The sequence below is a fragment of the Streptomyces sp. NPDC053493 genome (assembly GCF_044544825.1).
GTDB lineage: Bacteria > Actinomycetota > Actinomycetes > Streptomycetales > Streptomycetaceae > Streptomyces.
The window spans coordinates 1186545-1209910 of record NZ_JBITXS010000001.1 but is presented as its reverse complement, the minus strand read 5'-3'; the positions used below and the strand labels follow the sequence as shown (position 1 = coordinate 1209910).

Here is a 23366-nt window from a genome sequence, read left to right as displayed (position 1 = left end):
CGTCCCGTTCCCTTCTCTGACGCCTAGTCAGATTACAGAACTGACGGGTAGTCAGGAATGCTTGTGCGCCTGATTTCGGGTTTCCGGCTCCCCGGCCGGCGCCGGTGGGGTCGCCGTCGGTGTGGCCGGGGCCGGTGCGCCCGTGGCCGGTGTGGCCGGGGCCGCCGGGCTCGCCGCAGGACCCGCCGCGCGTCTCGCCGCCGCTCCCGTGGCGAGCAGGAGGAGCCCGCAGCCCGCCACCACCCACCAGCCCGCGTGCGACGCGCCCGGCAGCCCCGCCGGCGGCACACCGGCGACCAGGCCGCCCGCCACCGCGATCCCGACCGCCGCGCCCACCTGCCGCGCCGTCGACGTGATCGCACCGGCCACGCCCGCCCGGGCCGGCGGCAGGCCGCTCACCGCCGTGTTGGTCAGCGGCGCGTTGGCGAAGCCGAACCCGACGCCGATCAGCCCGAAGGCCGCCAGCAGCAGCGCGAGGCCGGTGTCCGGCCCGAGCCCGACCAGGCACAGTCCGCCCGCCGTGAGGAACCCGCCCGCCAGGAGCAGCGGCCGGCCCGGCCCGTACCGCCCCACCATGACGCCGGACCACGGCGCGCACACCGTCGCGCCGAGCGCCATCGGCAGCGTCGCGAGGCCCGAGGCGAGCGGGGTCCAGCCGCGGGTGTGCTGAAGGTAGAGCGTGGTGAGCAGCAGGCTCACGCTCAGGGCCGTGAACACCGCCGCCGCGCCGAACACCGCCGAGGCGAACGCGGGCCGCCGGAACAGCCCGAGGTCCATCAGCGGCTCGCGCCGCCGCCGCTCGAGGCGCACGAAGGCGGCCGTGGCGAGGGCGGTCAGGACGTACGCGGCCAGCGCCGCGGGTGAGCCCCACCCGATCCGCGGCCCCTCGATCAGCACGCCGACGCCCAGGCCGAGGGCCGCGGTCAGGAGTATCTGCCCGGGCAGGTCGAGCCGCCGGGCGTGCTCACCGCGCGACTCCGGCACGAACACGGCGACCAGGACGAGGGCGAGGACGACCACCGGCGCGTTGATCCAGAACACCGACCGCCAGCCGAACGCGGCGATCAGCGCCCCGCCCGTGACCGGCCCCGCCGCCATGCTCAGCCCGAACACCGACGCCCACACGCCGATCGCACGCGCCCGCTCGCGGCGGTCGGGCATGGCGTTCACCACGATCGCCAGGGCCACCGGGCTCAGCATCGAGGCCCCGACGCCCTGCCCGACCCGCGCGGCCACCAGCAGGCCCGGCGCCGGCGCGAGGGCGCAGGCGAGCGAGGCCAGGCCGAAGAGGACGAGTCCGGTACGGAAGACCCGGCGCCGGCCGAAGCGGTCCGCGAGCGCGCCGGAGACGACGAGAAGGGCGGCGAAGGAGAGCGTGTACGCGTCCACGACCCACTCCAGGCCGCGGGTGCCGACGCCGAGCCCGCGCCCGATGTCGGGCAGGCCCACGTTGACGATGGTGGTGTCCACTCCCACCAGGAACATGCTCAGCGCGCAGACGGCGAGCACGGTCCAGCGCCGCCGCGCGCTCGAAAGCGCCGCCGGGCCCGCCGGGCCCGCCGGGCCGGTGGTGGTGGTGTTCGTCGGTTTCTTCAGGGGCGTTGTCATGGGGCTCATGCTGGGAGCGGCCCGGTCCGGCGGCCCAGGAACTTTGCGGAGACCGCAAAATGGCAGCATGGCCGTCATGGCACCCAAGGACGCCGAACTCGCGGAGATCCTCGACGGCATCGGCCCCCGGCTGCGCGCCCTGCGCCACGACCGCGGACTCACGCTCGAAGCCCTCGCCGAGCGGACCGGGATCTCGGTGAGCACCCTCTCGCGCGTCGAGTCGGGCGTCCGCCGCCCCACGCTCGACCTGCTGATCCCGCTCGCCCGCGCCCACCGCGTCGCCCTCGACCAGCTGGTCGCCGCACCGGCCACCGGCGACCCGCGCGTGCATCTGAAACCGCGCGTCCGCGGCCGTGGCAGCGTCCTGGTCCCGCTGACCCAGTACCCGGGCCGGGTCCAGGTGTTCAAGCAGGTCCTCGCCCACCGCGAGCCGAAGCTGGTGACCCACGCCGGTTACGAGTGGCTGTACGTGCTCGCCGGCGAGCTCCGCCTCGTCCTCGGCGACCGCGAGGCCGTCCTGCGCCCGGGCGAGGTGGCCGAGTTCGACACCACCGAGCCGCACTGGTTCGGACCCGCGGGCGCCGAAGCGGTCGAGATCCTCCACCTCTTCGGCCCGCACGGCGACCACGCGGTGGTGCGCACCGGCCCGTCGTCGGCGCACTGAGCGGACGGGCCGGGCGGGCGTGACTTTCCGGGCCCGGCCTGGACCTAGGGCAGCTTCGCCGCCGGGACCCGGCGGGCGACGCGGCGGGCGATCCGCTCCGCGTCGATCGCCATCTCGCGGAACATGCCGCTGATCGGGTTGGTGAAGCCGGTGAAGTAGAGCCCGGGCGCCTCGCGGGCGCAGCGCGCGCCGCGGACCGCCGGCCGGCCGCGCTCGTCCAGGACGCCGAGGTGGCCGACCAGGGGCTCCAGGGCGCGCCGGTAGCCGGTGGCCGCGATGACCGCGTCGGGCGTGAGGCGGGTGCCGTCGGCGAGGACGACGTCGGGGCCGTCGAAGGAGGCCACGGCCGGGACCGGCTCCACGGTCCCGGCCCGTACGGCGGCGACCAGGCCCACGTCCTGCACCGGCACCGCGCCCTGGAGCACCCGCGAGTAGAGGCCGCCCTCGGGTCGCGGCAGCCCGTACGCGGACAGGTCGGCCGTGAGGAAGCGCCCGAGCAGTCCGGTCAGCCGGTCCACCAGGGCCACCGGGAGCCGCCGCACCAGGATGCCGCTGCGCTGCGTGGGCCAGCCGAGCGTGGAGCGGCGGCAGATGTACGGCGGTGTGCGCACCGCGAGCCGTACGCGCGCGGCGCCGCCGTCCGCCAGGTCGGCCGCGATCTCGGCCCCGGTGTTGCCGGCGCCGACGACGAGGACGTCCCGGCCCGCGTACGGCTTCGGGTTCCGGTACGTGCCGGCGTGCACCAGCTCGCGCCCGTGCGCGCCGGTGTAGGCGTCGAGGCCGGGCCAGTCGGGAAGGCGGGGCGTGTGGTTGTAGCCGGTGGCCACGACGACGGCGCTGCCGACGAGCCGCCGCCCGCCCGTCGCGTGCAGCACCCACCCGCCCGGGCCGCTCCCGGCCCCGTCTCCGCCGTGGTCCGCGCCCGCGCCCGTGCCCTCGTGCTCGCGCTCGATCCGGGTGACCTCGACGCCCGTAACGATCTCCAGGTCGTGGAACTCGGCGTACCGCTCCAGATAGCGCACGACGTCCGCGCGCGCCGGCCACCGCCCGAACGACCGCGGCATCGTCAGCCCGGGCAGCGAGGAGAGCCGGCGGGTGGTGTGCAGCCGCAGCCGGTCGTAGTGGTGGCGCCAGGACTGCCCGACGGCGTCCGACTTCTCCAGGACGACGGCCCGTACGCCCCGCGCCCGCAGCGCGGCGGCGACGGCGAGGCCGCCGGGGCCGCCGCCGATGACGTACACGGGGTGCTGGTGGGACTGGGGGGTGACGGTCATGACTGCTGAGCGTAATGACGCGTACACGTCGTGGGTCTCGGTCAAGAGGGAGTTCGGTTGCGAAACGGTCACGCGTGCACGGGTCTTGCGGAGAAGAAGGCGCATCCGATGAACTGACGGTCTGTCAGGTGTTACGAGGAGGCGCACATGCGGACGATCTGGCTCACCGGCCCCGAATGGCTCGCCGTCCTCCGCGTGGGCCTCGGCCTGTGGTGGCTGGAGAGCTGGCGCCACAAGGACCGCAAGGGCTGGTTCGAGCGCGGCACCGGCATCGCCTGGGCCGCCGACGTCGCCGCCAAGCACCGGTGGGCGGCGGTCAGGAGCGGCTTCGACACCGTCGTCGCCCCGCGCCCCAAGCTCATGGCCTACGTCGTCGTCTACGCCGAACTCGCCCTCGGCCTCGGCCTGATCGCCGGCCTCCTCACGCCCGTCGCCCTCGTCGGCGGCCTGCTCCTCAACCTCCTCTACCTCACCCTGATGATCCACGACTGGGCCGAGCAGGGGCAGAACGCGATGATGGCGCTGATCTCGCTCGTCGCCCTCTTCGCCGTCTCCTGGCAGACCTGGTCCCTCGACCACGCGATCGGACTCTTCTGATGCCGGCCACTCCCGCGAGCCTCCCGGACGTCGACGCCTTCACCCGGCCCTACTGGGACGCCGCCGCCGAAGGCCGCCTCCTGCTGCGCCACTGCACCGCCTGCGACCGCCCGCACCACTACCCGCGCGAGTTCTGCCCGCACTGCTGGAGCGAGGCCGTCGAATGGCGCCGGGCGAGCGGCCGCGCCACGCTCTACACCTGGTCCGTCGTCCACCGCAACGACCTTCCGCCCTTCGGCGAGCGCGTCCCCTACGTGGCGGCGGTCGTCGACCTCGCCGAGGGTCCGCGGATGATGACCGAGATCGTCGGCTGCCCGGAGGCGGACCTGCGCATCGGCATGGACCTGGAGGTCACCTTCCGGGCGGAAGGCGACCTCCAGGTGCCGGTGTTCAGGCCGCAAGGGCCGGAGGGGCCGGCAGGACGGCCGTAAGGACCGGAAGGACGGCCGTGTAACGCCCCTCCGGTGCGTCCTGGCCGGTCAGGACCCTCCGGCCGCGGCCGGCTCGACCGGCACCCACAGCTGGGAGTCCGTCTCCGCGCCGATCTCCACCGGTCGGGTCCGCAGCAGCTCCGGACCCGGCCGGCTCACGTACGGGTTCGACGGGAACCACTGCGTGAAGACGTCCCGCCACAGCTCCTGGAGGGCGCTCGGGTAGGGCCCGTGGTTGTCGAAGACCGCCCAGGTCCCGGTCGGCACGTCGAGGGCGTCGAGCTCCTCGGCGGCCGCCTCCGGACCGGCCGCCACGCCGATCCAGTAGTCCACCTCGGCGCCCTCCTCCCGGCTGTCGGTCAGATGCACCACCGCCGACAGGACTCCCTCCGGCTCCCCGTCGGCCAGCTCCTTCATCCGTACGATCGCCCGCTCGTCCAGGCTCTCCACGTGCGCCGCGGCGGCCGCGTTCACGCCCTCGTGGACGAGCGGGACGGTGGCCTTCCTGCCGACGACACGAAACGCCTCCTTCTCCACGATCCGGTACCGCATGGTGCTACTCCCTTCGACGACGACACGGAAGGACATCCGCGGCTGCGCCGTGAGCACCGCGCCGGTGCGCCGGGCCTCGCCCGGGCCGATGCCGTGCACCGACCGGAACGCCCGGGCGAACGCCTCGCCCGACCCGTACCCGTACCGCACGGCGACGTCGAGCAGCGTCCGCTCGCCGGCCAGCACCTCGGCCCCGGCCAGCGTCATCCGCCGGCGTCGCACGTACACCGACAGCGGCATCCCGGCGAGCGCCGAGAACAGCCGCCGGAAGTGGTACTCCGAGGTCATCGCGATCCGCGCGACCTCGGCGACGTCCACCTCGCGGCCGTCCGGCGCACCGAGCCGGCGCTCGATGTGCTCCAGGGCCTCGTTCAGCCGGTCCAGCACGCCCGTCCGTCCTTCCTTCTGGTGTCTTCACCGTAGGAATCCACAGCCTCCCAGGACCCGACGATCCGTGCCCGGAACGGTCGGGTCCGTGCCCGGTCGGCCGGCTCGTGGATCGGGTTCGCGGATCGGCTCGTGGATCGGTCCTGCGGATCGGGCTTGCGGTTTACGCTGCGTCAACTCCTACGGTCTTCGTGTGGGGCCGGACGGACCGGCCCGGCGATGGAAGGACTCATGGCATGGCCTGGTCGATCGCGGACGTGGCGCGGATGTCCGGAGTGACGTCCCGGACCCTGCGGCACTACGACGACATCGGCCTGCTGCCGCCCGCCAGGACCGCGAGCAACGGACACCGCTACTACGAGGAGCCGCAGCTGCTGCGGCTCCAGCAGATCCTGCTCATGCGGGAGCTGGACGTGGGCCTGCGGGAGATCAAGGCCGTCCTGGACAGCCAGGCCGACCGCGTGTCGGTGCTCCGCGAGCACCACGCGCGGCTGCTGGCGGAACGGGACCGGATCGGGACACTGGCCCGGACGGTGGCCCGCACCATCGCCGAACTGGAAGAAGGCGAGGACGAACAGATGGTGACGATCAACCGCCCCGAGAACCTCTTCGAGGGCTTCGAGCCGGAGGACGCCGAGAGCGTGGCCGAGGTCCGGGAGAAGTGGCCCGAGGCGTACGAGGAGTCCCGGCGGGCGCTCGCGTCGATGACGCCGGAGACGACCGAGGAGTGGCAGCGCGAGGTCACCGCGCAGATGATCCGCTTCGCGGAGTTCATGGCGGCCGGGACCGCGGTCACCGACCCGGCGGTCCAGGCCGAGGTGGACGCCCACTACCGGGACGTGTGCCGCTTCTGGACGCCGAACGCCGAGGCGTACCGGGGACTGGCCCGGACGTACGCGGAGGACCCGCGGTTTCGGGCGAACTTCGACCGGATCGCCGTCGGTCTTGCGGAGTATCAGCGCGATGCGATGGCTGTCTACGCGGATGCCCGGCTGAGCTGAGCCACGTTCGTACCGGCCGCACGGGCCGTACGGGACCACGCGGGACGGGGCTGGGGGAGACGGGGCGGGGCGACCGGATTCGAACCGGCGTCCTCGGGGTTTTGGAGACCTCGCGCGACGACCTCTGCGCTACGCCCCGCCCACGTCCCGGCACCCTACCGGGCCCGCACACGCGCCGTCCGGCCTCATCGCCCGCCCGCGCCCGCGCCCGCGCCCGCGCCCGCGCCGGCGCCGGCCAGGGCGGCGTCGCCGCCGGCGGCTGCCCCGGCCTCCGACGCCTCCGACGCCTCCGGCGTCTGCGACGCCTGCTCCAGCGTCGGATAGTCGTTGTAGCCCGTCTCCCCGCCCGTGTACATGAGGTACTGGTCCCGTACGGCGTTGAGCGGCGCGTCGATCCGCAGCCGGTGGACCAGGTCGGGGTTGGCCAGGAAGGCGCGGCCGAGGGCGATCAGGTCGGCGCCGGCGGCGAGGAGGCGTTCGCCGGCCGCGCGGCCGCCGTCGGCGGGCAGCGGGCCGCCCCAGCCCAGGTCGGGGTTGGCCATGAGCACGCCCGGCCAGGTCCGCCGTATCTCCTGGAAGAGCGGCTGCTCCGGCGCCGCGAACAGCATGTGCAGATAGGCGAGCCCGCCCAGTTCGTTCAGCGCGGCGATCAGCGCCGGGTAGAGCGCGTCGGTGTCGCCTTCCTCGACGCCGTTGATGGTGCGTCCGGGAGAGATCCGGATCCCGACCCGCTCCGGCCCGATCTCCGCGGCCACGGCCCGCGCCACCTCGACGGCGAACCGGATCCGGTTCTCGACCGGACCGCCGTAGGCGTCCTCGCGCCGGTTGGTGTTCTGCGCCAGGAACTGGTGGAGCAGCATGCCGTTGGCCGCGTGCAGTTCGACGCCGGCGAAGCCCGCGTCGACGGCCCGGCGCGCCGCGGCGGCGAAGTCGGCGACCGTCGCCCGGATCTCGTCCACGGTCAGCTCGTGCGGGACGACGGACGGGCGGTGTCCGGCCCGGGTGTGGACGCCGTCGGGCAGCGCCACCGGCGAGGGCGCGACGGGCAGGAGGCCGCTGTTGTCGGGGTGCCCGACCCGCCCGCCGTGCTGGAGCTGGAGGAACATCCGGCCGCCGGCCGCCCGTACGGCCTCGGTGACGCCCCGCCAGCCGGCCGCCTGCGCCGCCGTGTGGATGCCGGGGATGTCGGGATAGGTCTGGCCGACGGCGTTGGGCGTCGTGCCCTCGGCGATGATCAGCCCGGCGGTGGCGCGCTGGGCGTAGTGCGTGGCCATGATCGGTGTCGGTACGCCGTCGGCTCCGGCGCGGTTGCGGGTCAGCGGCGCCATCACCAGCCGGTTGGGCAGGTGGAGCGGGCCGAGCCGGGTGGCTTCGAAGAGGCGTGATGCTGCGGGGGAGTTCGTCGTCTGCGTCATGCCGGTACGGTAGAAGTTGACACCGGTGTCAGGTTCAAGCGCGACGGCGAGGTGGAGGAACGATGCGGATCGGTGAACTGGCCGCCCGGAGCGGCGTGAGCGAGCGTTCCCTGCGCTATTACGAGAAGCAGGACCTGCTGCGGTCCGAGCGTACCCCGGGCGGACACCGCGAGTACGGCGACTGGGCGGTCGACCGCGTCATCCGCATCCAGTCCCTCTACGCGGCCGGCCTGAACAGCAAGAAGATCGCCCAACTGCTGCCGTGCATGCGGGACGTGGACGCCGGTCCGACCGAACGGACCACGCAGCAGCTGGTCGTCGAACTCGTCGCCGAGCGCGACCGCATCGACCGTCTGATCACGGATCTGGTGCGCTCCCGCGAGGTCCTGGACGAGTTCATCGACACGGCCGCGTCGAGCCTGACGGTGACCGCCTAGGCCGGACCCGGTCTGGGCTTGACCCGGCCTGGGCGAGACCCGGTCTGGGCCGGGACCGCCCTGAAGGGCCTGTCCGCCCGCATCGGGGTCGGACAGGCCCTTCGGGGTTCAGCGCTTGAGCGTGAAGGTGAAGTCACCGGCCGTCCGGCCGGTCAGACGGACCGCCGAGACGAGGCGGCCCTCCTCGGCCAGCCGCTCGGCCTCGGCCCGCGAGAGGCGGCAGCCCTCGGCGATCAGCCGTAGCGGCCGGACCGGGACCGGCGCCGCGAAGCGGACCGAGACGTCGATCACCTCGCGGTCGAGGTGACCCGTTCCGCCGGTGTCCAGGCGCCAGGCGCCGTCCCAGTCCAGGGCGACGCGGTTGCGGCGCAGCAGGACCGGGTCACCGAGCAACTCGGCCGCGAGGACAGGGTCGTTGGCGTGGGCCCGGTCCAGCAGCTCGGGCCGTACGCCACGCACGTTGGCCCGTTCCAGGACCGTGAGCTTCGTGGTCGCGCCGCAGCCGGTGCAGAGCGCGAGGAGCCAGACGTCGATGAGCTTGTGATGGGCGTTGACGCGGAACTTGCCGCTCGTCCGGAAGCGCTCCGACGCGCAACGGTGGCAACGACGCCGGACGAGAGGCAGGCAGGTGGGAACGACCACCCAGTTTTCGAGCACAGGTGTACACCGGTTTCAGTGAGAGTCCGCAGCAAAAAGCAGCGCGGCGCACAGGGCGCGACGCGCGACAGATCAGCACTCGGGGGGTCTCACACGGTGTACAACGGCACGTCCTTGCCTGGACTACGGGGTCAGTCGGCAAGGTAACGGCGCCCGGCAGCGCCGTTCCACCGGTTTTTCCGGGCGGGCCGGTTCAGCGCACGTGGGCCAGGATCTCGGGCGCGGCCTCGGCCAGGCTGGCGAAGTGGCGGTGCGAACCGTCGGCCGGCTCGGGTGTGTTGACGGTCCAGACCGTCATGCCGGCCGCGCGCCCGGACCGTACGCCCGACGGCGCGTCCTCGACGACCAGGCAGTCTGCGGGATCCGCGCCGAGGATCTCGGCGGCGCGCAGGTACGGCACGGGCGACGGCTTGCCCTCGCTGACGGAGGCCGCGTCGACGACGAGCGCGGGCAGCGGAAGCCCGGTCCGCTCGAACCGTCCGCGCACCCGGTGTTCGTAGTTCGAGGTGACGAGCGCCCACCGGTCCGCGGGCAGGGCGCCGAGCAGTTCCGCGGCGCCGTCGAAGGCGCTGTACGTGCCGGTGCGCACGTCCTCGTCCTCCAGGGCGTGCAGCAGGGCGAGGCAGGCGTCCGGGTCCGCGCCGGGCGCGACGGCCGCGAAGGTCTCGACCGGCCGCGTGCGGAGCGCGACGGCGTACACCTCGTCCCCGTCGAGCCCGTGGCGTCCGGCCCAGTCGTGCCAGACGCGGCGTTGGTTGGCGACGGCGTCCATGAGGGTGCCGTCGACGTCGAAGAGGACGAACTTCTTGTGGGTCACGCGCCCGATGCTAGGACCCGCATAGCGTTCACGCCCACCCATTGCAACGCAGCCCTGTTCATTCGTTGCGTTAGACCCGCGACGATTGCAATGAAATCCAAGCTTTGAGCTGCACTGATGCACATTTAGCGCAACGAGTCTGTTGCCTAGATCTCGAACGCAACGTAGCGTTTCACTTGTCAGAAACAAGGAACGCACGCCCGACACACCGCAGGAGCACCCGTCATGCAGAAGTTCGCCACCGCCGCCCCGATCGCCGCCGTCCTCGACGTCCCGGCCGGCCGCATCCAGCTCATCGCCGCCGACCGCTCCGACACCACCGTCGAGGTCCTGCCCGCCGACCCGGGCAAGGGCCGCGACGTCAAGGCCGCCGAGGAGACCACCGTCAGCTACGCCGACGGCGTGCTGCGCGTCGAGGCCCCGGCGCCGAAGAACCAGCTCTTCGGGCACACCGGGTCCGTCGAGGTCACCGTCCAGCTGCCCGCCGGGTCCCGGGTCGAGGCCAAGGCCGCCGCCACCGGCTTCCGGGGCGTCGGGCGCCTGGGCGACGTCGCCTTCGAGGGCGCGCTCGGCCCGGTCAAGCTCGACGAGACCGCGAGCGCCCGCCTCTCCGTCCACGCCGGCGACATCGCCGTCGGCCGCCTCGGCGGCCCCGCCGAGATCCGCACCCAGAAGGGCGACATCACCGTCACCGCCGCCGTGCGGGGCGCCGTCGTCCTGCGCACCGACGCCGGCGACATCAGCGTCGGCGCCGCCCGCGGCGTCTCCGCCTCCCTTGACGCCGGCACCTCCTACGGCCGGATCCACAACACCCTCAGGAACGACGGCGCCGCCGCGCTCGAGATCAGCGCCACCACCTCCTACGGCAACATCACCGCCCGCAGCCTCTGAGGTTCCTCACCTGGAGGTGAATCCCGTCCTCCTGGAGAGTGAGTAAAGCGCTCGTCACAAGAATTTCCCGCTTGTCTCCCGAAATCATCTTGTTTTGGCAAAGTGCCCGCGTGTTGATGAGGAGTCAGGCAATGAGTTACGGCAACGACTTGCGCGACCAGATCAAGGCCCCGGGAACGACCCCGCTGATCGGCGTCTACGACATGTACTCGGCCTCCGTGGCCGCCGAGCACTACGACGGGATGTTCGTCTCCGGCTTCGGCTTCGCGGCCTCGTACTACGGGCTGCCCGACATCGGGTTCATCGCCTGGCCGGACATGGTGTCCTTCGTGCAGCGGCTGCGCGGCGCGTTCCCGCGCCACCACCTTCTCGTGGACATCGACGACGGCTACGTCGATCCCGAGGTGGCCTGCCATGTCGTCGAGGGCCTCGAGCGCATCGGGGCCTCCGGCGTGATCCTGGAGGACCAGAAGCGGCCGCGGCGCTGCGGCCACGCGGACGGGAAGCAGGTGCTGCCGCTCGACGAGTACCTGGCCAAGCTGGAGATGGTGCTCCAGACCCGGCGCGACATGGTGGTGGTGGCCCGTACGGACGCCACGGACGAGGACGACATCCTGCGCCGGGCCGCGTGCCTGGCGGCCACCGACGCCGACGTGGTCCTGGTGGACGGCGTACGCAGCGTGGAGTGGATCCGGCGGATCCGTGAGGTGGTCGACGGCAAGCCGCTGCTGTTCAACCAGATCGCGGGCGGCAAGTCGCCGCGGCTCTCGCTCGGCGAGCTGTCCGAGCTGGGCGTGGACGTGGCGATCTACAGCACGCCGTGCCTCTTCGCGGCGCACGAGGCGATGGACTCGGCGCTCGCGGAGCTGCGGCGCTCCGACGGCCGGCTGCCGTCCTTCGACCCGGACAGCGGGATCGGCGTTGCCGCCTCGACGCGGCTCCTGGAGCGGAACATCGCCCGCCACCACGACGCCGAGCCGCACCGGGTCCGGCCCCGCCAGGCGCCCGCGCGGGTCGGCGCGTGAGCCCGCTGATCCCGCGGCCGCGGGCCGCCCTGCCCGTCCTCGGCGCGGTGCTGCTCGCGGCCTCCGCCGCGGCGCCCGCCGCCGCGGGCGGCAGCCTGGTGACGGTGATCGACAACTCGCACGCCGACTCGGTCCTGGAGGTCGACCGGGCCGCCAACGTCCAGTACGGCAGCAGCGGCACGGCCGGCAGCGACCACGACGGAAGCGCGGTCGACGCCGTCTCGGCGCTGGTCGGCGCCGTCCACCCGGACAGGCAGGACTGACCGCTCCCTCCCCGCGGTACGCCGAACGGCCGGACACCTCCCTCGCGGTGTCCGGCCGTTCACGCTGCCCGGGCCCGTCAGCCGCCGGCCGGCGTCAGTCCTCCTGCAGGTCCGGCTGCCCCTGCTCGTTGAGCTCGACCGGCTCCGGCCCCTCGTGCTCGTGGGCGACGGCGACGGCGACGGCGACGGCGGCGGAACCGGCGGGCGCGGCAGGCGCGGCGACCGCGGTGGCGGCGAAGCCGAGGACGGCGCCGGTCAGGGCGAGGGCGGCGACAAGGGCGCGGGAGGTGGTGGAAAGGTTCATGCCCGGGAAACGAGCCCGCCGGGCGGCCGGTCACGCAGTGTGACGCGGGAGAGGGAGAGGCGCGCGCCGCCGCCCCGAGCGCCCCGGCCGGCCGAGCGCCCCGCTACCGCCGTTCGACCAGGCCGCGTACGTACGCCGCCTGCCCGACGTGCTGGTTGCCCTCGGCGACCACGCTGATCAGGCGGACACCGAGGGTGACGTGCGGCGTCCAGCGGGTGTCGACGACCCGGTCCAGGTCCGCGTTGGTGACCGAGCCGACGTGCTCGACCGTACGGGCCTGGACGGCGTCGTGGTAGCCGAGGAGCAGGTCCGCGGACGCGCGGACGGCGGCGACCTGCTTGCTGCTGTGGCCGAAACCGGTGGCGTCCTCGGGGAAGGGCAGGCCGAAGCGGCCCGACCAGCCGTCGGCCGTCCACGTCTGCTCGGTGCCGAAGGCGTCGGCGATGTGGTCGTCCTGAACGCGGGTCAGGTGCCAGACGAGCCAGGCGATCGTGTTGGCGTCGGGGTCGACCCGTACGGTGAGGTCGTCCTCCGACAGCCCCTCGACCGCCTCGTGCACGGCCTCGCGGACCCGGCCGAACGCGTCAAGGAGAAGGTCGGCGCTCTTCATGGCCCCACCGTACGACGAACACCGGCACCGCGCCGGTCCACGCCCGCCCGGCCGGGGAGGCCCGCCCACCAGACCGGTGCAGCCCGGCCTCCCGGCCGGTGACCCGGCGCCCGGGCCCCGCCTCAGGCGCGCTCGTAGTGGTAGCCGTCGCCGTGGGAGGGGCCCACGTCGTGCGTGATGCCGGTGGGCACGGCGAGCTTGAAGGCCGACGTGTCGCCGTTCGCGCAGTAGGGATAGCCGCCCGAGCGGGCCTGGTCCACGATGGTGGCGCCCAAATTGATCCGCTTGCCGCCGTCGGTGACCGAGGTCAGCTTGGCCACGTACTCGCAGTGCGCGCCGTTGACGTCGTTGATCATCCGGGCGGCGATCTGGCCGGGCGCGACCCGGTAGAGGTAGACGGTTCCCGGCTGGCCGATGTTGTACGGGCTCGTGTACTTCCAGGTGCCGACGAAGGCCGACGGGACGCGGTTGTCGGAGGCCGGCGCCGGCTGGGGAGCGGTGGTGGCGGGCGGCCTGGTGGTGGTGCCGCCCGACGCGCTCCCGCCGCCCGACGCGCTGCCGCCGCCCGACGACCCGCCGGACGCGCCGCCCGAGGAGCCGCCCGCGCCGCTCGCGGAGCCGCCGCCGCCGCCCGATCCCGTACCGCCGCCGGACGCCGGCAGACCGCCGCCGGAGCCGCCGCCCGGCCCGCCGGGCGGCTGGGCGCCGGCGGTCGGCGTGCCGCCCGGAGCGGCCGTGGCCGGCCGGCCGGGCGACGGGGCGCCGGTGGTGGGCGTGCCGGACGGCCCGCCGGCCGTGGCGGTGACCGAGGGCCCGGGGCCCGCGCCGACGTCGTGCTGCCGCGCGTTGTCGTCGATCAGCTTCACCACCGTGCCGCTGACGCCGAGGACGACGAAGACGGCGGCCACGACCGCCCACACGCGGGAGGCGCGGCGCGGCTCGCGCCGCCCGCCGGCCCCGGCGGTGGCCGGCGTTCCCGATGCCGCCCCGGCGCCCGAGGTCCCGGCGCCCGACGCTCCCGCGCCGGCGGCTCCCGCGGCGTCGTCCGGAGTCTTCGGGAGCAGCCCGACCGTGCCCGTACCGGCCGCCGCCGCGCCCTGCGCGCCGCCTTCCTCCGCGGCCTTCGTCTGCGCCGCCTCCCGCTCCAGCTCCTCCGACAGCGCCTCGGCGTCCAGCAGCCGGGCCGCCTGCCGGGCGAGCCGGGCCACCAGCTCGGGCGGCAGCCAGGCCCCGGCCGTGGGGCCGCGGCCGGACTCCTCGCCCGGCAGGGCCGGGTCGGCGAGCAGGGCCGCGATGCCGGGGCGCTGGTCGGGATCCTTGACGAGGCAGCGGGCGATGAAGGCGCGCAGCTCCTCGGACTCGACCCGGTCGAGCTCGGGCTCGGCCTCGACGATCTGGAACATGATCGCGTGCTGGTTGCTGGCGCCGTGTCCGAACGGCAGCCGGCCGGTCGCCGCGTACATCAGGACGCAGCCGAGCGCGAAGACGTCGGCGGCCGGGCCGAGCGACTCGCCCCGCACCTGCTCGGGAGCCATGAAGCCGGGCGAGCCGACCACCATGCCGGTGCTGGTCAGCAGCGACTCGACCGACGGCTCCAGGGCGCGCGCGATGCCGAAGTCGATCACTCGCGGGCCTTCGACGGTGAGCATCACGTTGGACGGCTTGAGGTCGCGGTGCAGGATGCCGGCGCCGTGGATGCCCTGGAGGGCCCGGAGCAGGCCGAGCGCGAGGGCGAGGATCGAGTCGGCGGGCAGCGGGCCGTGCTCGCGGACGACCTGCTCCAGTGAGGGCCCGGGCACGAAGCCGGTGACGACCCAGGGCCGGTCGGCGTCCGGGTCGGCGTCCAGGACGGGTGCGGTGTAGTGCTCGCCGACCTTCCGTACGGCCTCGATCTCGCGCCGGAAGCGGGCCCGGAACTGCGGGTCCTGCGCGTGTTCCGCGTGCACGACCTTCACCGCCACGGTCCGGCCGCTCCCGGAGCGGGCCAGATAGACCCGTCCCATGCCTCCGGAGCCGAGCCGTCCGAGCAGCCGGTACGGCCCGATCAGCCGCGGATCGCCGGAGCCGAGCGGCTCCAGTCCGCTGCCGCCCCGCCCCTTCGCGTCACGTTTGCCTTTCTCGCCGCTCATGCCGGTGAAGTCCCCCTGGTCGTCCCTGATGCATGGTCAAGTGGAGCGCGCCTCAGGGTAGATGAGGACTCACGAGGAGGGGACGACGGTTGCGGTTACCGCTCGGTACGGGCCCGGCGCCACTGTGCGACGGCCTCCTCGACGTCGAAGAGGGCCAGCTTCAGTGGCGGCCCGGCCGGCGGGCGGGCGAGGGCCTCGGCGATCTTGGTGTTGATCTCGCCGAGGATCCGGCGCAGCTGCGACTCGGAGACGGCGGCCCGGGCGGCCCGCGCCGCGTCCTCGGCCTCCTTGCGCAGGGCGAGGGCCGGCGGCAGCACCGAGGCACCCTCGCGGTGCATCTTCCGCTTGATCCACCACAGCTCGTCGTAGGGCGCGGTGTCCTCGGCGAGCGGCTTGCCGAAGCCCTCGAGCCGGGAGAAGTCGCCGCGCTCGGCGGCCTCGCGGATCTGCTTGTCCACGAATGACTCGAAGCTGACGCCGGGCGGTTTCCGTTCGGTCATGCGTCCAGCGTACGAAGGCCCGCGGCCGGGCCGGTAGGGCGCGGGAAACGGCAGGAGCCCCGTCAGCCCGGGGCGGAACGGCAGGAGCCCCGTTCCGTGCGCTGGGCGCGCACGGAGCAGGGCTCCTTGGGTACAGCTCTAGAGATCGCGATCGATCCGGGTCACTTAGACCGGGGTGACGTTCTCCGCCTGCGGGCCCTTCGGGCCCTGGGTGACGTCGAAGTTCACCTGCTGGTTCTCCTCGAGGGAGCGGAAACCAGACGCGTTGATCGCGGAGTAGTGGACGAAGACATCCGGGCCGCCGCCTTCCTGGGCAATGAAGCCAAAGCCCTTTTCAGCGTTGAACCACTTCACGGTTCCGGTAGCCATGAGCCCTCCTATGGGCCAAAGGGTCGCCCTGCTCCAGAACCTGCAACCAAGTCTGAAAACTACAAAAGCCTGCGGGTTACATGCTCCGCAGGCTCTGTACTGCAAGGGAAACCAAACTGCAACTTGCGTTGAGCGTAGCACGCAGCGTGCTCGAAGCGGTAGAGGTAAAGATCACGTCACCCGCATGTTTGATCCGTTCGAGTGTGCTGACACGTGGGACCCGGGGAGGTCCACGCTACGAGACGGGTCTAGCCTCGCGATGTGGACAATGCAACCGATGACCACCAGCCCAGCCGGCCCCGCGTCGGCCACATCCAGTTCCTGAACTGTCTGCCCCTGTATTGGGGCCTGGCCCGCACCGGGACGCTCCTCGACCTCGAGCTGACGAAGGACACCCCGGAAAAGCTCAGCGAGCGGCTGGTGCGCGGCGACCTCGACATCGGGCCGGTCACCCTCGTGGAGTACCTCCGCAACGCGGAGTCGCTGGTCGCCCTGCCGGACATCGCCGTCGGCTGCGACGGGCCCGTCATGTCCTGCGTGATCGTCTCGCAGCGTCCGCTGGAGCGTCTGGACGGGGCGCGCGTGGCGCTCGGCTCGACCTCCCGCACCTCCGTGCGCCTGGCGCAGCTGCTGCTGGCCGAGCAGTACGGAGTGACGCCCGACTACTACACGTGCCCGCCCGACCTCGGCCTGATGATGCAGGAGGCGGACGCGGCGGTGCTGATCGGCGACGCGGCGCTGCGGGCCTCGCTGCACGACGCGCCGCGGCTCGGGCTCCAGGTCCACGACCTGGGGCTGATGTGGAAGGAGTGGACGGGTCTTCCGTTCGTCTTCGCGGTGTGGGCGGTCCGCAAGGACTTCCTGGCGCGCGAGCCGGAGACCGTGCACGACGTCCACCGGGCCTTCCTGGCCTCGCGTGACCTGTCGCTCGAGGAGGTCGCCAAGGTGGCGGAGCAGGCGGCGCGCTGGGAGGCCTTCGACGCGGAGCTGCTGGAGCGGTACTTCCGTACGCTCGACTTCCGCTTCGGCCCGGAGCAGCTGGCCGGTGTCCGGGAGTTCGCCCGCAGGACCGGCCCGACGACCGGTTTCCCCGCGGACGTACGGGTGGAGCTCCTCGCCCGCGCCCACTGACGGCCCACCGGTCGGCGCGCGCGGGCGGCGGCTCAGGCCTCCGAGCGGATCGGGCCCTGCATGTGCGCGCTGATCCAGGCGATCGTCCCGTCGTTCATGCCCCGCATGTAGGACGCGGCGTTGTGCTTGCCGTCCTGGATGATCTGGAGGCGGGTCTTCACCGGGCCCCTGGTGTACTTCCGCATGAAGTTCCGCAGGTTCGTCAGGCCCGATTCGCGGGTGCCGATCTGGAAGCCGATGAACACCTCGTTGCCGGGCGTGTCGGGCTTCCTGCCGAGGGCGGCGGCCAGCCTCTCCGGGTTGTTGGCCTGCCGCTCCGCCTCGTGTCCCTTCCACAGCGGGGAGTCCGGGACGGTGTCGGGTCCGGAGGCGATGACGGCCTTGAACTTGTCCGGCTTCTGCAGCACGGACTTCAGTCCGGCGAAGCCGCCCGAGGACGAACCCATGAAGGCCCAGCCGTCCCGGGACCTGAAGGTGCGGAAATTGGCCCGGACGAAATCCGGCACGTCCTCGGTCAGCCAGGTGCCGATTTTCGCCTGGCCCGGAATATCACTGCCGTCCCGGTAGAACTCGGCGTCCGGGTTGAGCACGGGCATCACGACGATGAACGGAAGGCTCTTTCCCTCGTCCGCCCAGCGGCTGATGTTGCCCTGGAGGTCGATGCCCTTGCCCGTCCAGTAATTCGTCGGGTAGCCCTTTCCGCCCGGCAGCGAGATGAGGACCGGGAAGCCGCTGTCCGCGTAGGCCGGGTCGAAATACTGCTTCGGCGCCCACACCCACACCCGGCCCGTGAATCCCGACTTCTCGCCCGCCAGTTCGGTCACGCCGATCTTCGTGCCGTCCTCGAGGCTGCGGTGCACGGTGAAGGAGGCCTTCGGCCCGGTCGGGAAGACGGTCTCGGGCACCGCCGGCTCCGGCACGCCCGCGTGCCGGCCCTTGCCGCCCGGCTTGTGCGTCTGCACGGCCGCCTGCCGCTGCGCGCCCTTGCTGCTTCTCGGCGTGTCGAACGACACCGGGTCGCCCTCGTCGGAGCAGCCGGCGACCAGCGTCAGCGTGGTGCCGAGGGCGAGGGCGGCCGCGAGGGTCCGGGAGATGCGGCGTCGGTTCATGGCGGGCTCCGGTACTTCGGTCAGGTCTGGATCGGAAGATTCCGGGTCATACGGCGGATTCCGATGAAGGAGAGGGATCCGGCGCCCGATCGGTTGGCTCGGGACCGGCCCGAATCCGCCACGAGGTGCTGGCGTAGGCTGGTTCGGTCTCGTCAGCACCCCTCCGAAAGGGACACACCCGGTGACCGAGAAGGCCGAACTCCAGTCCGTTCTCGACCGCGCCGCCGCGGGTGGCCGGATCACTCCCGAGGAGGCGCTCGACCTCTATCGTTCGGCGCCGCTGCACGCCCTCGGTGCCGCCGCCGACGCCGTGCGCCGCCGCCGGTACGCGGGGACCGAGCACATCGCGACGTACATCATCGAGCGCAACATCAACTACACGAACGTCTGTGTGACGGCGTGCAAGTTCTGCGCCTTCTACGCGCCGCCGAAGGACACCAAGAAGGGCTGGACCCGCGACCTCGACGACATCCTGCGCCGCTGCGCGGAGACCGTGGAGCTCGGCGGCACCCAGATCATGTTCCAGGGCGGCCACCACCCGGACTTCGGCGTCGAGTACTACGAGAAGCACTTCGCGGCCATCAAGGCGGAGTTCCCGCAGCTGGTCATCCACTCCCTCGGCGCCTCCGAGGTCGAGCACATGGCCCGCATCTCCGGCGTCTCCGTCGAGGAGGCCATCACCCGCATCCACGCGGCCGGCCTCGACTCCTTCGCCGGCGCCGGCGCCGAGCTGCTGCCGGAGCGCCCGCGCAAGGCGATCGCCCCGCTGAAGGAGAGCGGCGAGCGCTGGCTGGAGATCATGGAGATCGCCCACAAGCTGGGCGTCGAGTCCACCTCCACGATGCTGATGGGCACCGGCGAGACCAACGCCGAGCGGATCGAGCACCTGCGGATGATCCGTGACACGCAGGACCGGACGGGCGGCTTCCGTGCCTTCATCCCGTACACGTACCAGCCGGAGAACAACCACCTGAAGGGCCGTACGCAGGCCACCCTCTTCGAGTACCTGCGCATGATCGCCGTCAGCCGGCTCTTCATGGACAACATCGCCCACATCCAGGGCTCGTGGCTCACCACGGGCAAGGAGATCGGCCAGCTGACCCTGCACTACGGCGCGGACGACCTCGGGTCGATCATGCTGGAGGAGAACGTCGTCTCGTCGGCGGGCGCGAAGCACCGCTCGAACCTGCGCGAGATGATCGACATGATCCGCACCGCCGACCGCGTCCCGGCGCAGCGCTCCACCACCTACGAGCACCTCGTCGTCCACGACGACCCGGCGAACGACCCGGTCGACGAGCGCGTCGCCTCGCACATCTCGTCCACCGCGATCGAGGGCGGCACGGCGCACCCGGAGCTGAAGCTCCTCGACGCGCACTGACCGGGGACCGAAGCCCATGCTGACGCTGCACGTCGCCGACGGGTCGCCCGAGAGCGCGGTCCTGGTCGACGGCGCGCGCCTCGCGGCCGTCGGCCCGTACGAGGAACTGGCCGCCGCGCACCAGGACGCGCGGCTGCGCCGGTGGCCCGGCATCCTCACGCCCGGGCTGCTCAACCCGTACGGCCCCGAGCTGCTCGAGCAGACCTACCACCCGGACCCGCGCGAGGCCGCGGAGTTCGGCACCGAGCCGGTCACGGGCGAGCGGGCGCGGGCCCTGTTCCGCGCCGACCCGGCGCGGCTCGGCGCGAGTGCCCGGCGCGGGGTGCAGCGGCTGCTCGCGCACGGGACGGTCGCCGTCGCCGGCGAGCTGACCGGCCGCGCCGCGCAGGACGCGGTGCGCCGGGCCGGGCTCGCCGTGGGGCAGCGCCCGCCGAACCTGCCGGGCCCGGCGGCCCTCTCGCCGACGCCGCTGGTGCTGCTGCCGCGCCTGGCGGCGGGCGGCCCGGCGCGCTTCGCCGTCTTCGACGTACCGGACCGGGCGGCGCTGGTCCGGCAGGGCGCGGGCACGTGCGTGGCGACGGTCCTCGGCGGCCGCCTCGTCTACCGCGCCCGCTGACCGCGACGCGGTCCTCGGCTGCCGAGGCGCCCGGCGGACCCGCACCCGGCCGCCGGGGCCCGCCCTGCGACAATGCGGGCGTAACGTCATCCAGCAGTACGACACGAGCGAGGCCGAACGCCAGTGACCCGCGCACACCTGGACAAGCAGCCGCACGAAGTCGCCTCGATGTTCGACGACGTGGCGGAGAACTACGACCTCACCAACGACGTCCTGTCCCTCGGCCAGGACCGGTACTGGCGCAAGGAGGTCGCCAAGGCGGTCGACGCCCGTCCCGCGCAGAAGGTCCTGGACCTCGCCGCCGGCACCGCGACCTCCTCGCAGCCGTTCGTCCGCGCCGGCGCCTACGTCGTGCCCTGCGACTTCTCCCTCGGCATGCTGCGGGTCGGCAAGAGGAAGCACCCGTGGATGCCGTTCACCGCCGGCGACGGCACCCGGCTGCCGTTCAAGGACGACGTCTTCGACGCCGTCACCATCTCCTTCGGCCTGCGCAACATCCAGGACACCGACCAGGCCCTGCGCGAGCTGTACCGGGTGACGAAGCCCGGCGGCCGGGTCGTCATCTGCGAGTTCTCGCACGCCACCTGGGCGCCGTTCCGCACCGTGTACGAGGAGTACCTGATGCGCGCCCTGCCGCCGGTGGCGCGCGCCGTGTCGTCCAACCCCGACGCGTACGTCTACCTCGCCGAGTCGATCCGCGCCTGGCCCGACCAGCCGGCGCTCGCCGAGATGCTGCAGAAGGCCGGCTGGTCGAAGGTGGCCTGGCGGAACCTGACGGGCGGGATCGTGGCCCTGCACCGCGGCTTCAAGGCCTGACCCTCCGCAATAGACTGCGACCGCCCCCATCCCTCGACCTTCGACGTCGACCTCGAACCCCCGGGAGACCCCGCCGTGACCGAGCAGCCCCTGTCCGAGCACAGCGCAGATGTGATCGTCGTCGGTGCGGGCCCGGCCGGCTCGACCACGGCGTACTACCTGGCCAAGGCCGGACTCGACGTCCTGCTCCTGGAGAAGACCGCGTTCCCGCGCGAGAAGGTCTGCGGCGACGGCCTCACCCCGCGCGCCACCAAGCAGCTCGTCTCCATGGGCATCGACATCTCCGAAGAGGCCGGCTGGCTGCGCAACAAGGGCCTGCGGATCATCGGCGGCGGCGTCCGGCTCCAGCTCGACTGGCCGGATCTCGCCTCCTACCCGGACTACGGACTCGTCCGCAAGCGCGACGACTTCGACGAGATGCTGGCCCGCCAGGCGCAGAAGGCCGGCGCGCGGCTCTACGAGCGCTGCAACGTCGGCGCCCCGGTCGTCGACGACCGCACCGGCCGGATCACCGGCGTCCACGCCAAGCTCGGCGAGGAGAAGCGCGAGGTCACCTTCCACGCGCCGCTCGTGGTCGCCGCCGACGGCAACTCCACCCGGCTGTCGCTCGCCATGGGCCTGCACCGGCGCGAGGACCGGCCGATGGGCGTGGCCGTCCGGACGTACTTCACCACGCCCCGCCACCAGGACGACTACCTGGAGTCCTGGCTGGAGCTGTGGGACCGGCGCGGCCCGCAGGACCGGCTGCTGCCCGGCTACGGCTGGATCTTCGGCATGGGCGACGGCACCTCCAACGTCGGCCTCGGCATCCTGGACTCCTCCTCCGCCTTCCGCGAGCTGGACTGGCGCGAGGTGCTCAAGGCGTGGTGCGCGTCCATGCCGGAGGACTGGGGCTTCACTCCGGAGAACATGACCACGCCGATCCGCGGCGCCGCCCTGCCGATGGCCTTCAACCGCCAGCCGCACTACACCAAGGGCCTGCTGCTGGTCGGCGACGCCGGCGGCCTGGTCAACCCGTTCAACGGCGAGGGCATCGCCTACGCGATGGAATCCGGCCAGATCGCCGCCGACGTCATCGTCCAGGCGCACGCCCGGGCCACTCCCGCCCAGCGCGAACTGGCGCTGCGCAACTACCCGCGGATCCTCAAGGACACCTACGGCGGCTACTACACGCTGGGCCGCGCCTTCGTGAAGCTCATCGGCAACCCGAAGGTCATGAAGATCGCGACCCAGCGCGGCCTGAGCCACCCGGTCCTCATGAAGTTCACGCTGAAGATGCTGGCCAACCTCACCGACCCGACGGGCGGCGACGCGATGGACCGCATCATCAACGGCCTCTCGAAGGTGGCCCCGAAGGCGTGAACGAGCGCCGGTAGGCGGTGGGGGAGAGGCCGACCGTACGGGTGAAGTGGCGGCGCAGGTTCGCCGCCGACCCGAGGCCGCTCTCCTCGCCGATCCGCTCCACCGGCAGATCGGTCGCCTCCAGGAGCGCCTGCGCCCGCGCCACCCGCTCCCGCAGCAGCCACTGCAGCGGCGTGGTGCCGTGCACCTCCCGCACCCGCCGGTGGAAGGTGCGCGGGCTCATCCGGGCCCGGCGGGCCAGCTGCTCCACGGTCAGCGGCTCGTGCAGGCGCTCCAGGGCCCACCGGAGCGCCGGGCCGAGGTCGTCCTCGTCGCGCGGCGGCAGCGGCGCCGGCACGTACTGCGGCTGTCCGCCGGGCCGGTGCGCCGGGACGACGAGCCGCCGGGCCAGCTCGCCCGCCACCGCCGCGCCGAGGTCCTTCCGTACGAGATGCAGGCACAGGTCCAGGCCGGCGGCGGCGCCCGCGCCGGTGAGCACGCGCCCCTCGTCGGTGTAGAGCACCGAGGCGTCGACGGTCACCCGCGGGTGGCGGGCGGCCAGCGCGGGCGCGTAGTTCCGGTGGACGACGGCGCGGTGGCCGTCGAGCACCCCGGCCGCCGCGAGCGCGAAGGCGCCGGTGCACATCGACACCAGGCGGGCTCCCGCCGCGTCCGCCTCCCGGAGCGCCGCGACGAGCTCGGCCGGCAGCTCCCCGCGGCCCTCGGCCACCGCGTCCGGCACCGACGGCACGACGACCGTGTCCGCGCCCGCCAGGCCGTCGAAGCCGTGCGTGGCGTGCGGGGCCGGTCCGCACACGCGGAGCGTGTACCAGGGGTCGGCCAGGTCGGTGTGCGGCACTCCGAACACCATGGAGATCGTGGACAGCTCGTACAGGTCCCAGGGAGAGAGGACGCCCTGTGCGTCGGGGACGAGGGCGACGGCGACCGTTCCAGCGCTCATGGGCCCGACCGTACGCGAACCGTCTGACACCGTGGCAGGAACCGTGCGCCACGGGTCAGTTCCGCCGCTGTCGGCGCGCT

26 protein-coding genes and 1 tRNA gene are annotated in these 23366 nt (G+C 72.9%); 13 read left to right on the top strand and 14 right to left on the bottom strand.

Annotated features, from left to right (window positions below; all coding sequences use genetic code 11):
• Nucleotides 1-51 precede the first annotated feature (51 nt).
• Nucleotides 52-1608: an MFS transporter gene (locus ACIGO8_RS05575; protein WP_399724121.1), complete on the bottom strand. Its 1557-nt coding sequence runs from the start codon at nucleotides 1606-1608 to the stop codon at nucleotides 52-54.
• A 67-nt stretch (nucleotides 1609-1675) separates the two neighbouring features.
• Between ACIGO8_RS05575 and ACIGO8_RS05570 the strand changes: the two genes are divergently transcribed.
• Nucleotides 1676-2272, top strand: coding sequence for a helix-turn-helix domain-containing protein (locus tag ACIGO8_RS05570; protein WP_399724118.1), 597 nt, complete (start codon nucleotides 1676-1678; stop codon nucleotides 2270-2272).
• A gap of 44 nt (nucleotides 2273-2316) precedes the next feature.
• On the opposite strand, the gene ACIGO8_RS05565 is transcribed toward ACIGO8_RS05570, so the two are convergent.
• Nucleotides 2317-3546 carry a flavin-containing monooxygenase gene (locus ACIGO8_RS05565; protein ID WP_399724115.1) on the bottom strand — a complete coding sequence of 410 codons (1230 nt, stop codon included), beginning with the start codon at nucleotides 3544-3546 and terminating at the stop codon, nucleotides 2317-2319.
• A 147-nt stretch (nucleotides 3547-3693) separates the two neighbouring features.
• Between ACIGO8_RS05565 and ACIGO8_RS05560 the strand changes: the two genes are divergently transcribed.
• Complete coding sequence (locus ACIGO8_RS05560) at nucleotides 3694-4143, top strand: DoxX family protein (RefSeq protein ID WP_399724112.1); 450 nt, start codon at nucleotides 3694-3696, stop codon at nucleotides 4141-4143.
• Entirely contained in the window at nucleotides 4143-4574 is a 432-nt protein-coding gene (locus ACIGO8_RS05555; protein ID WP_399724110.1) for a Zn-ribbon domain-containing OB-fold protein, read from the top strand. Before ACIGO8_RS05560 ends, ACIGO8_RS05555 begins: the two co-directional genes overlap by 1 nt.
• A gap of 48 nt (nucleotides 4575-4622) precedes the next feature.
• On the opposite strand, the gene ACIGO8_RS05550 is transcribed toward ACIGO8_RS05555, so the two are convergent.
• The gene (locus tag ACIGO8_RS05550) at nucleotides 4623-5513 is read right to left on the bottom strand and encodes a GyrI-like domain-containing protein (RefSeq protein WP_399724107.1); all 891 of its coding nucleotides are present in this window, start codon (nucleotides 5511-5513) and stop codon (nucleotides 4623-4625) included.
• Nucleotides 5514-5749: 236 nt separating this feature from the next.
• Between ACIGO8_RS05550 and ACIGO8_RS05545 the strand changes: the two genes are divergently transcribed.
• Nucleotides 5750-6514: a MerR family transcriptional regulator gene (locus ACIGO8_RS05545; protein ID WP_399724104.1), complete on the top strand. Its 765-nt coding sequence runs from the start codon at nucleotides 5750-5752 to the stop codon at nucleotides 6512-6514.
• A 64-nt stretch (nucleotides 6515-6578) separates the two neighbouring features.
• Here the strand turns inward: ACIGO8_RS05545 and ACIGO8_RS05540 are convergent.
• Both ACIGO8_RS05540 and ACIGO8_RS05535 read right to left on the bottom strand, forming a co-directional pair.
• Nucleotides 6579-6653: transfer RNA gene (locus ACIGO8_RS05540), tRNA-Trp, on the bottom strand.
• Between the two features lie 46 nt (nucleotides 6654-6699).
• A complete protein-coding gene (locus ACIGO8_RS05535; RefSeq protein ID WP_399724101.1) occupies nucleotides 6700-7929 on the bottom strand; it encodes an alkene reductase in 1230 nt (409 codons plus the stop codon).
• A 62-nt stretch (nucleotides 7930-7991) separates the two neighbouring features.
• Here ACIGO8_RS05535 and ACIGO8_RS05530 point away from each other — a divergent pair, with 62 nt between their 5' ends.
• On the top strand, nucleotides 7992-8366 hold the full coding sequence (locus ACIGO8_RS05530; RefSeq protein WP_399724098.1) for a MerR family transcriptional regulator: 375 nt from the start codon (nucleotides 7992-7994) through the stop codon (nucleotides 8364-8366).
• 108 nt (nucleotides 8367-8474) lie between these two features.
• On the opposite strand, the gene ACIGO8_RS05525 is transcribed toward ACIGO8_RS05530, so the two are convergent.
• Nucleotides 8475-9023, bottom strand: coding sequence for a DUF1062 domain-containing protein (locus tag ACIGO8_RS05525; protein WP_399724095.1), 549 nt, complete (start codon nucleotides 9021-9023; stop codon nucleotides 8475-8477).
• 193 nt (nucleotides 9024-9216) lie between these two features.
• Nucleotides 9217-9882 carry an HAD-IA family hydrolase gene (locus ACIGO8_RS05520; RefSeq protein ID WP_399724092.1) on the bottom strand — a complete coding sequence of 222 codons (666 nt, stop codon included), beginning with the start codon at nucleotides 9880-9882 and terminating at the stop codon, nucleotides 9217-9219.
• 183 nt (nucleotides 9883-10065) lie between these two features.
• Between ACIGO8_RS05520 and ACIGO8_RS05515 the strand changes: the two genes are divergently transcribed.
• From ACIGO8_RS05515 to ACIGO8_RS05505, 3 genes are all read left to right on the top strand, one after another.
• Nucleotides 10066-10731: a DUF4097 family beta strand repeat-containing protein gene (locus ACIGO8_RS05515; RefSeq protein WP_399724089.1), complete on the top strand. Its 666-nt coding sequence runs from the start codon at nucleotides 10066-10068 to the stop codon at nucleotides 10729-10731.
• A 131-nt stretch (nucleotides 10732-10862) separates the two neighbouring features.
• Complete coding sequence (locus ACIGO8_RS05510; protein ID WP_399724087.1) at nucleotides 10863-11756, top strand: oxaloacetate decarboxylase; 894 nt, start codon at nucleotides 10863-10865, stop codon at nucleotides 11754-11756.
• Complete coding sequence (locus tag ACIGO8_RS05505) at nucleotides 11753-12019, top strand: hypothetical protein (RefSeq protein ID WP_399724084.1); 267 nt, start codon at nucleotides 11753-11755, stop codon at nucleotides 12017-12019. The genes ACIGO8_RS05510 and ACIGO8_RS05505 overlap by 4 nt, the downstream gene beginning before the upstream one ends.
• 94 nt (nucleotides 12020-12113) lie before the next feature.
• Here ACIGO8_RS05505 and ACIGO8_RS05500 read toward each other — a convergent pair whose 3' ends face one another.
• The 5 genes from ACIGO8_RS05500 to ACIGO8_RS05480 form a co-directional block, all read right to left on the bottom strand.
• Nucleotides 12114-12323 carry a hypothetical protein gene (locus ACIGO8_RS05500; protein WP_399724081.1) on the bottom strand — a complete coding sequence of 70 codons (210 nt, stop codon included), beginning with the start codon at nucleotides 12321-12323 and terminating at the stop codon, nucleotides 12114-12116.
• Between the two features lie 103 nt (nucleotides 12324-12426).
• A complete protein-coding gene (locus tag ACIGO8_RS05495; protein WP_399724079.1) occupies nucleotides 12427-12933 on the bottom strand; it encodes a DUF664 domain-containing protein in 507 nt (168 codons plus the stop codon).
• A gap of 122 nt (nucleotides 12934-13055) precedes the next feature.
• A complete protein-coding gene (locus ACIGO8_RS05490) occupies nucleotides 13056-15062 on the bottom strand; it encodes a serine/threonine-protein kinase (RefSeq protein ID WP_399724076.1) in 2007 nt (668 codons plus the stop codon).
• A 95-nt stretch (nucleotides 15063-15157) separates the two neighbouring features.
• On the bottom strand, nucleotides 15158-15562 hold the full coding sequence (locus tag ACIGO8_RS05485; RefSeq protein WP_399724073.1) for a DUF1992 domain-containing protein: 405 nt from the start codon (nucleotides 15560-15562) through the stop codon (nucleotides 15158-15160).
• Nucleotides 15563-15727: 165 nt separating this feature from the next.
• Complete coding sequence (locus tag ACIGO8_RS05480) at nucleotides 15728-15931, bottom strand: cold-shock protein (RefSeq protein ID WP_046908818.1); 204 nt, start codon at nucleotides 15929-15931, stop codon at nucleotides 15728-15730.
• A 261-nt stretch (nucleotides 15932-16192) separates the two neighbouring features.
• Between ACIGO8_RS05480 and ACIGO8_RS05475 the strand changes: the two genes are divergently transcribed.
• Nucleotides 16193-17062 carry a menaquinone biosynthetic enzyme MqnA/MqnD family protein gene (locus tag ACIGO8_RS05475; RefSeq protein WP_399724070.1) on the top strand — a complete coding sequence of 290 codons (870 nt, stop codon included), beginning with the start codon at nucleotides 16193-16195 and terminating at the stop codon, nucleotides 17060-17062.
• Between the two features lie 32 nt (nucleotides 17063-17094).
• Here the strand turns inward: ACIGO8_RS05475 and ACIGO8_RS05470 are convergent, their stop codons facing one another.
• Complete coding sequence (locus tag ACIGO8_RS05470) at nucleotides 17095-18171, bottom strand: alpha/beta hydrolase (protein WP_399724068.1); 1077 nt, start codon at nucleotides 18169-18171, stop codon at nucleotides 17095-17097.
• 181 nt (nucleotides 18172-18352) lie between these two features.
• On the opposite strand from ACIGO8_RS05470, the gene mqnC reads away from it, so the two are divergent.
• The 4 genes from mqnC to ACIGO8_RS05450 all read left to right on the top strand — a co-directional run bounded on the left by mqnC (nucleotide 18353) and on the right by ACIGO8_RS05450 (nucleotide 22346).
• The gene (gene mqnC, locus ACIGO8_RS05465) at nucleotides 18353-19552 is read left to right on the top strand and encodes a cyclic dehypoxanthinyl futalosine synthase (RefSeq protein WP_399724065.1); all 1200 of its coding nucleotides are present in this window, start codon (nucleotides 18353-18355) and stop codon (nucleotides 19550-19552) included.
• Between the two features lie 16 nt (nucleotides 19553-19568).
• Nucleotides 19569-20168 carry an imidazolonepropionase-like domain-containing protein gene (locus ACIGO8_RS05460; protein ID WP_399724063.1) on the top strand — a complete coding sequence of 200 codons (600 nt, stop codon included), beginning with the start codon at nucleotides 19569-19571 and terminating at the stop codon, nucleotides 20166-20168.
• 123 nt (nucleotides 20169-20291) lie between these two features.
• Complete coding sequence (locus tag ACIGO8_RS05455; protein WP_399724060.1) at nucleotides 20292-20984, top strand: demethylmenaquinone methyltransferase; 693 nt, start codon at nucleotides 20292-20294, stop codon at nucleotides 20982-20984.
• 75 nt (nucleotides 20985-21059) lie between these two features.
• A complete protein-coding gene (locus tag ACIGO8_RS05450) occupies nucleotides 21060-22346 on the top strand; it encodes a geranylgeranyl reductase family protein (RefSeq protein ID WP_399724057.1) in 1287 nt (428 codons plus the stop codon).
• On the opposite strand, the gene ACIGO8_RS05445 is transcribed toward ACIGO8_RS05450, so the two are convergent.
• Entirely contained in the window at nucleotides 22312-23286 is a 975-nt protein-coding gene (locus ACIGO8_RS05445; protein ID WP_399724054.1) for a GlxA family transcriptional regulator, read from the bottom strand. The two genes, ACIGO8_RS05450 and ACIGO8_RS05445, sit on opposite strands and share 35 nt — an antisense overlap.
• Nucleotides 23287-23366 lie beyond the last annotated feature (80 nt).

Excerpts from the sequence above, each read along its gene's own strand:
- ACIGO8_RS05470 (WP_399724068.1), bottom strand. The coding sequence starts at position 18,171 with ATGAACCGACGCCGCATCTCCCGGACCCTCGCGGCCGCCCTCGCCCTC.
- ACIGO8_RS05530 (WP_399724098.1), top strand. The coding sequence starts at position 7,992 with ATGCGGATCGGTGAACTGGCCGCCCGGAGCGGCGTGAGCGAGCGTTCC.
- ACIGO8_RS05495 (WP_399724079.1), bottom strand. The coding sequence starts at position 12,933 with ATGAAGAGCGCCGACCTTCTCCTTGACGCGTTCGGCCGGGTCCGCGAG.
- ACIGO8_RS05515 (WP_399724089.1), top strand. The coding sequence starts at position 10,066 with ATGCAGAAGTTCGCCACCGCCGCCCCGATCGCCGCCGTCCTCGACGTC.
- ACIGO8_RS05565 (WP_399724115.1), bottom strand. The coding sequence starts at position 3,546 with ATGACCGTCACCCCCCAGTCCCACCAGCACCCCGTGTACGTCATCGGC.
- ACIGO8_RS05560 (WP_399724112.1), top strand. The coding sequence starts at position 3,694 with ATGCGGACGATCTGGCTCACCGGCCCCGAATGGCTCGCCGTCCTCCGC.
- ACIGO8_RS05490 (WP_399724076.1), bottom strand. The coding sequence starts at position 15,062 with ATGAGCGGCGAGAAAGGCAAACGTGACGCGAAGGGGCGGGGCGGCAGC.
- ACIGO8_RS05500 (WP_399724081.1), bottom strand. The coding sequence starts at position 12,323 with ATGAACCTTTCCACCACCTCCCGCGCCCTTGTCGCCGCCCTCGCCCTG.
- ACIGO8_RS05535 (WP_399724101.1), bottom strand. The coding sequence starts at position 7,929 with ATGACGCAGACGACGAACTCCCCCGCAGCATCACGCCTCTTCGAAGCC.
- ACIGO8_RS05480 (WP_046908818.1), bottom strand. The coding sequence starts at position 15,931 with ATGGCTACCGGAACCGTGAAGTGGTTCAACGCTGAAAAGGGCTTTGGC.
- ACIGO8_RS05445 (WP_399724054.1), bottom strand. The coding sequence starts at position 23,286 with ATGAGCGCTGGAACGGTCGCCGTCGCCCTCGTCCCCGACGCACAGGGC.
- ACIGO8_RS05555 (WP_399724110.1), top strand. The coding sequence starts at position 4,143 with ATGCCGGCCACTCCCGCGAGCCTCCCGGACGTCGACGCCTTCACCCGG.
- ACIGO8_RS05520 (WP_399724092.1), bottom strand. The coding sequence starts at position 9,882 with ATGGGTGGGCGTGAACGCTATGCGGGTCCTAGCATCGGGCGCGTGACC.
- ACIGO8_RS05485 (WP_399724073.1), bottom strand. The coding sequence starts at position 15,562 with ATGACCGAACGGAAACCGCCCGGCGTCAGCTTCGAGTCATTCGTGGAC.
- ACIGO8_RS05570 (WP_399724118.1), top strand. The coding sequence starts at position 1,676 with ATGGCCGTCATGGCACCCAAGGACGCCGAACTCGCGGAGATCCTCGAC.
- ACIGO8_RS05575 (WP_399724121.1), bottom strand. The coding sequence starts at position 1,608 with ATGACAACGCCCCTGAAGAAACCGACGAACACCACCACCACCGGCCCG.
- ACIGO8_RS05460 (WP_399724063.1), top strand. The coding sequence starts at position 19,569 with ATGCTGACGCTGCACGTCGCCGACGGGTCGCCCGAGAGCGCGGTCCTG.
- ACIGO8_RS05545 (WP_399724104.1), top strand. The coding sequence starts at position 5,750 with ATGGCCTGGTCGATCGCGGACGTGGCGCGGATGTCCGGAGTGACGTCC.
- ACIGO8_RS05510 (WP_399724087.1), top strand. The coding sequence starts at position 10,863 with ATGAGTTACGGCAACGACTTGCGCGACCAGATCAAGGCCCCGGGAACG.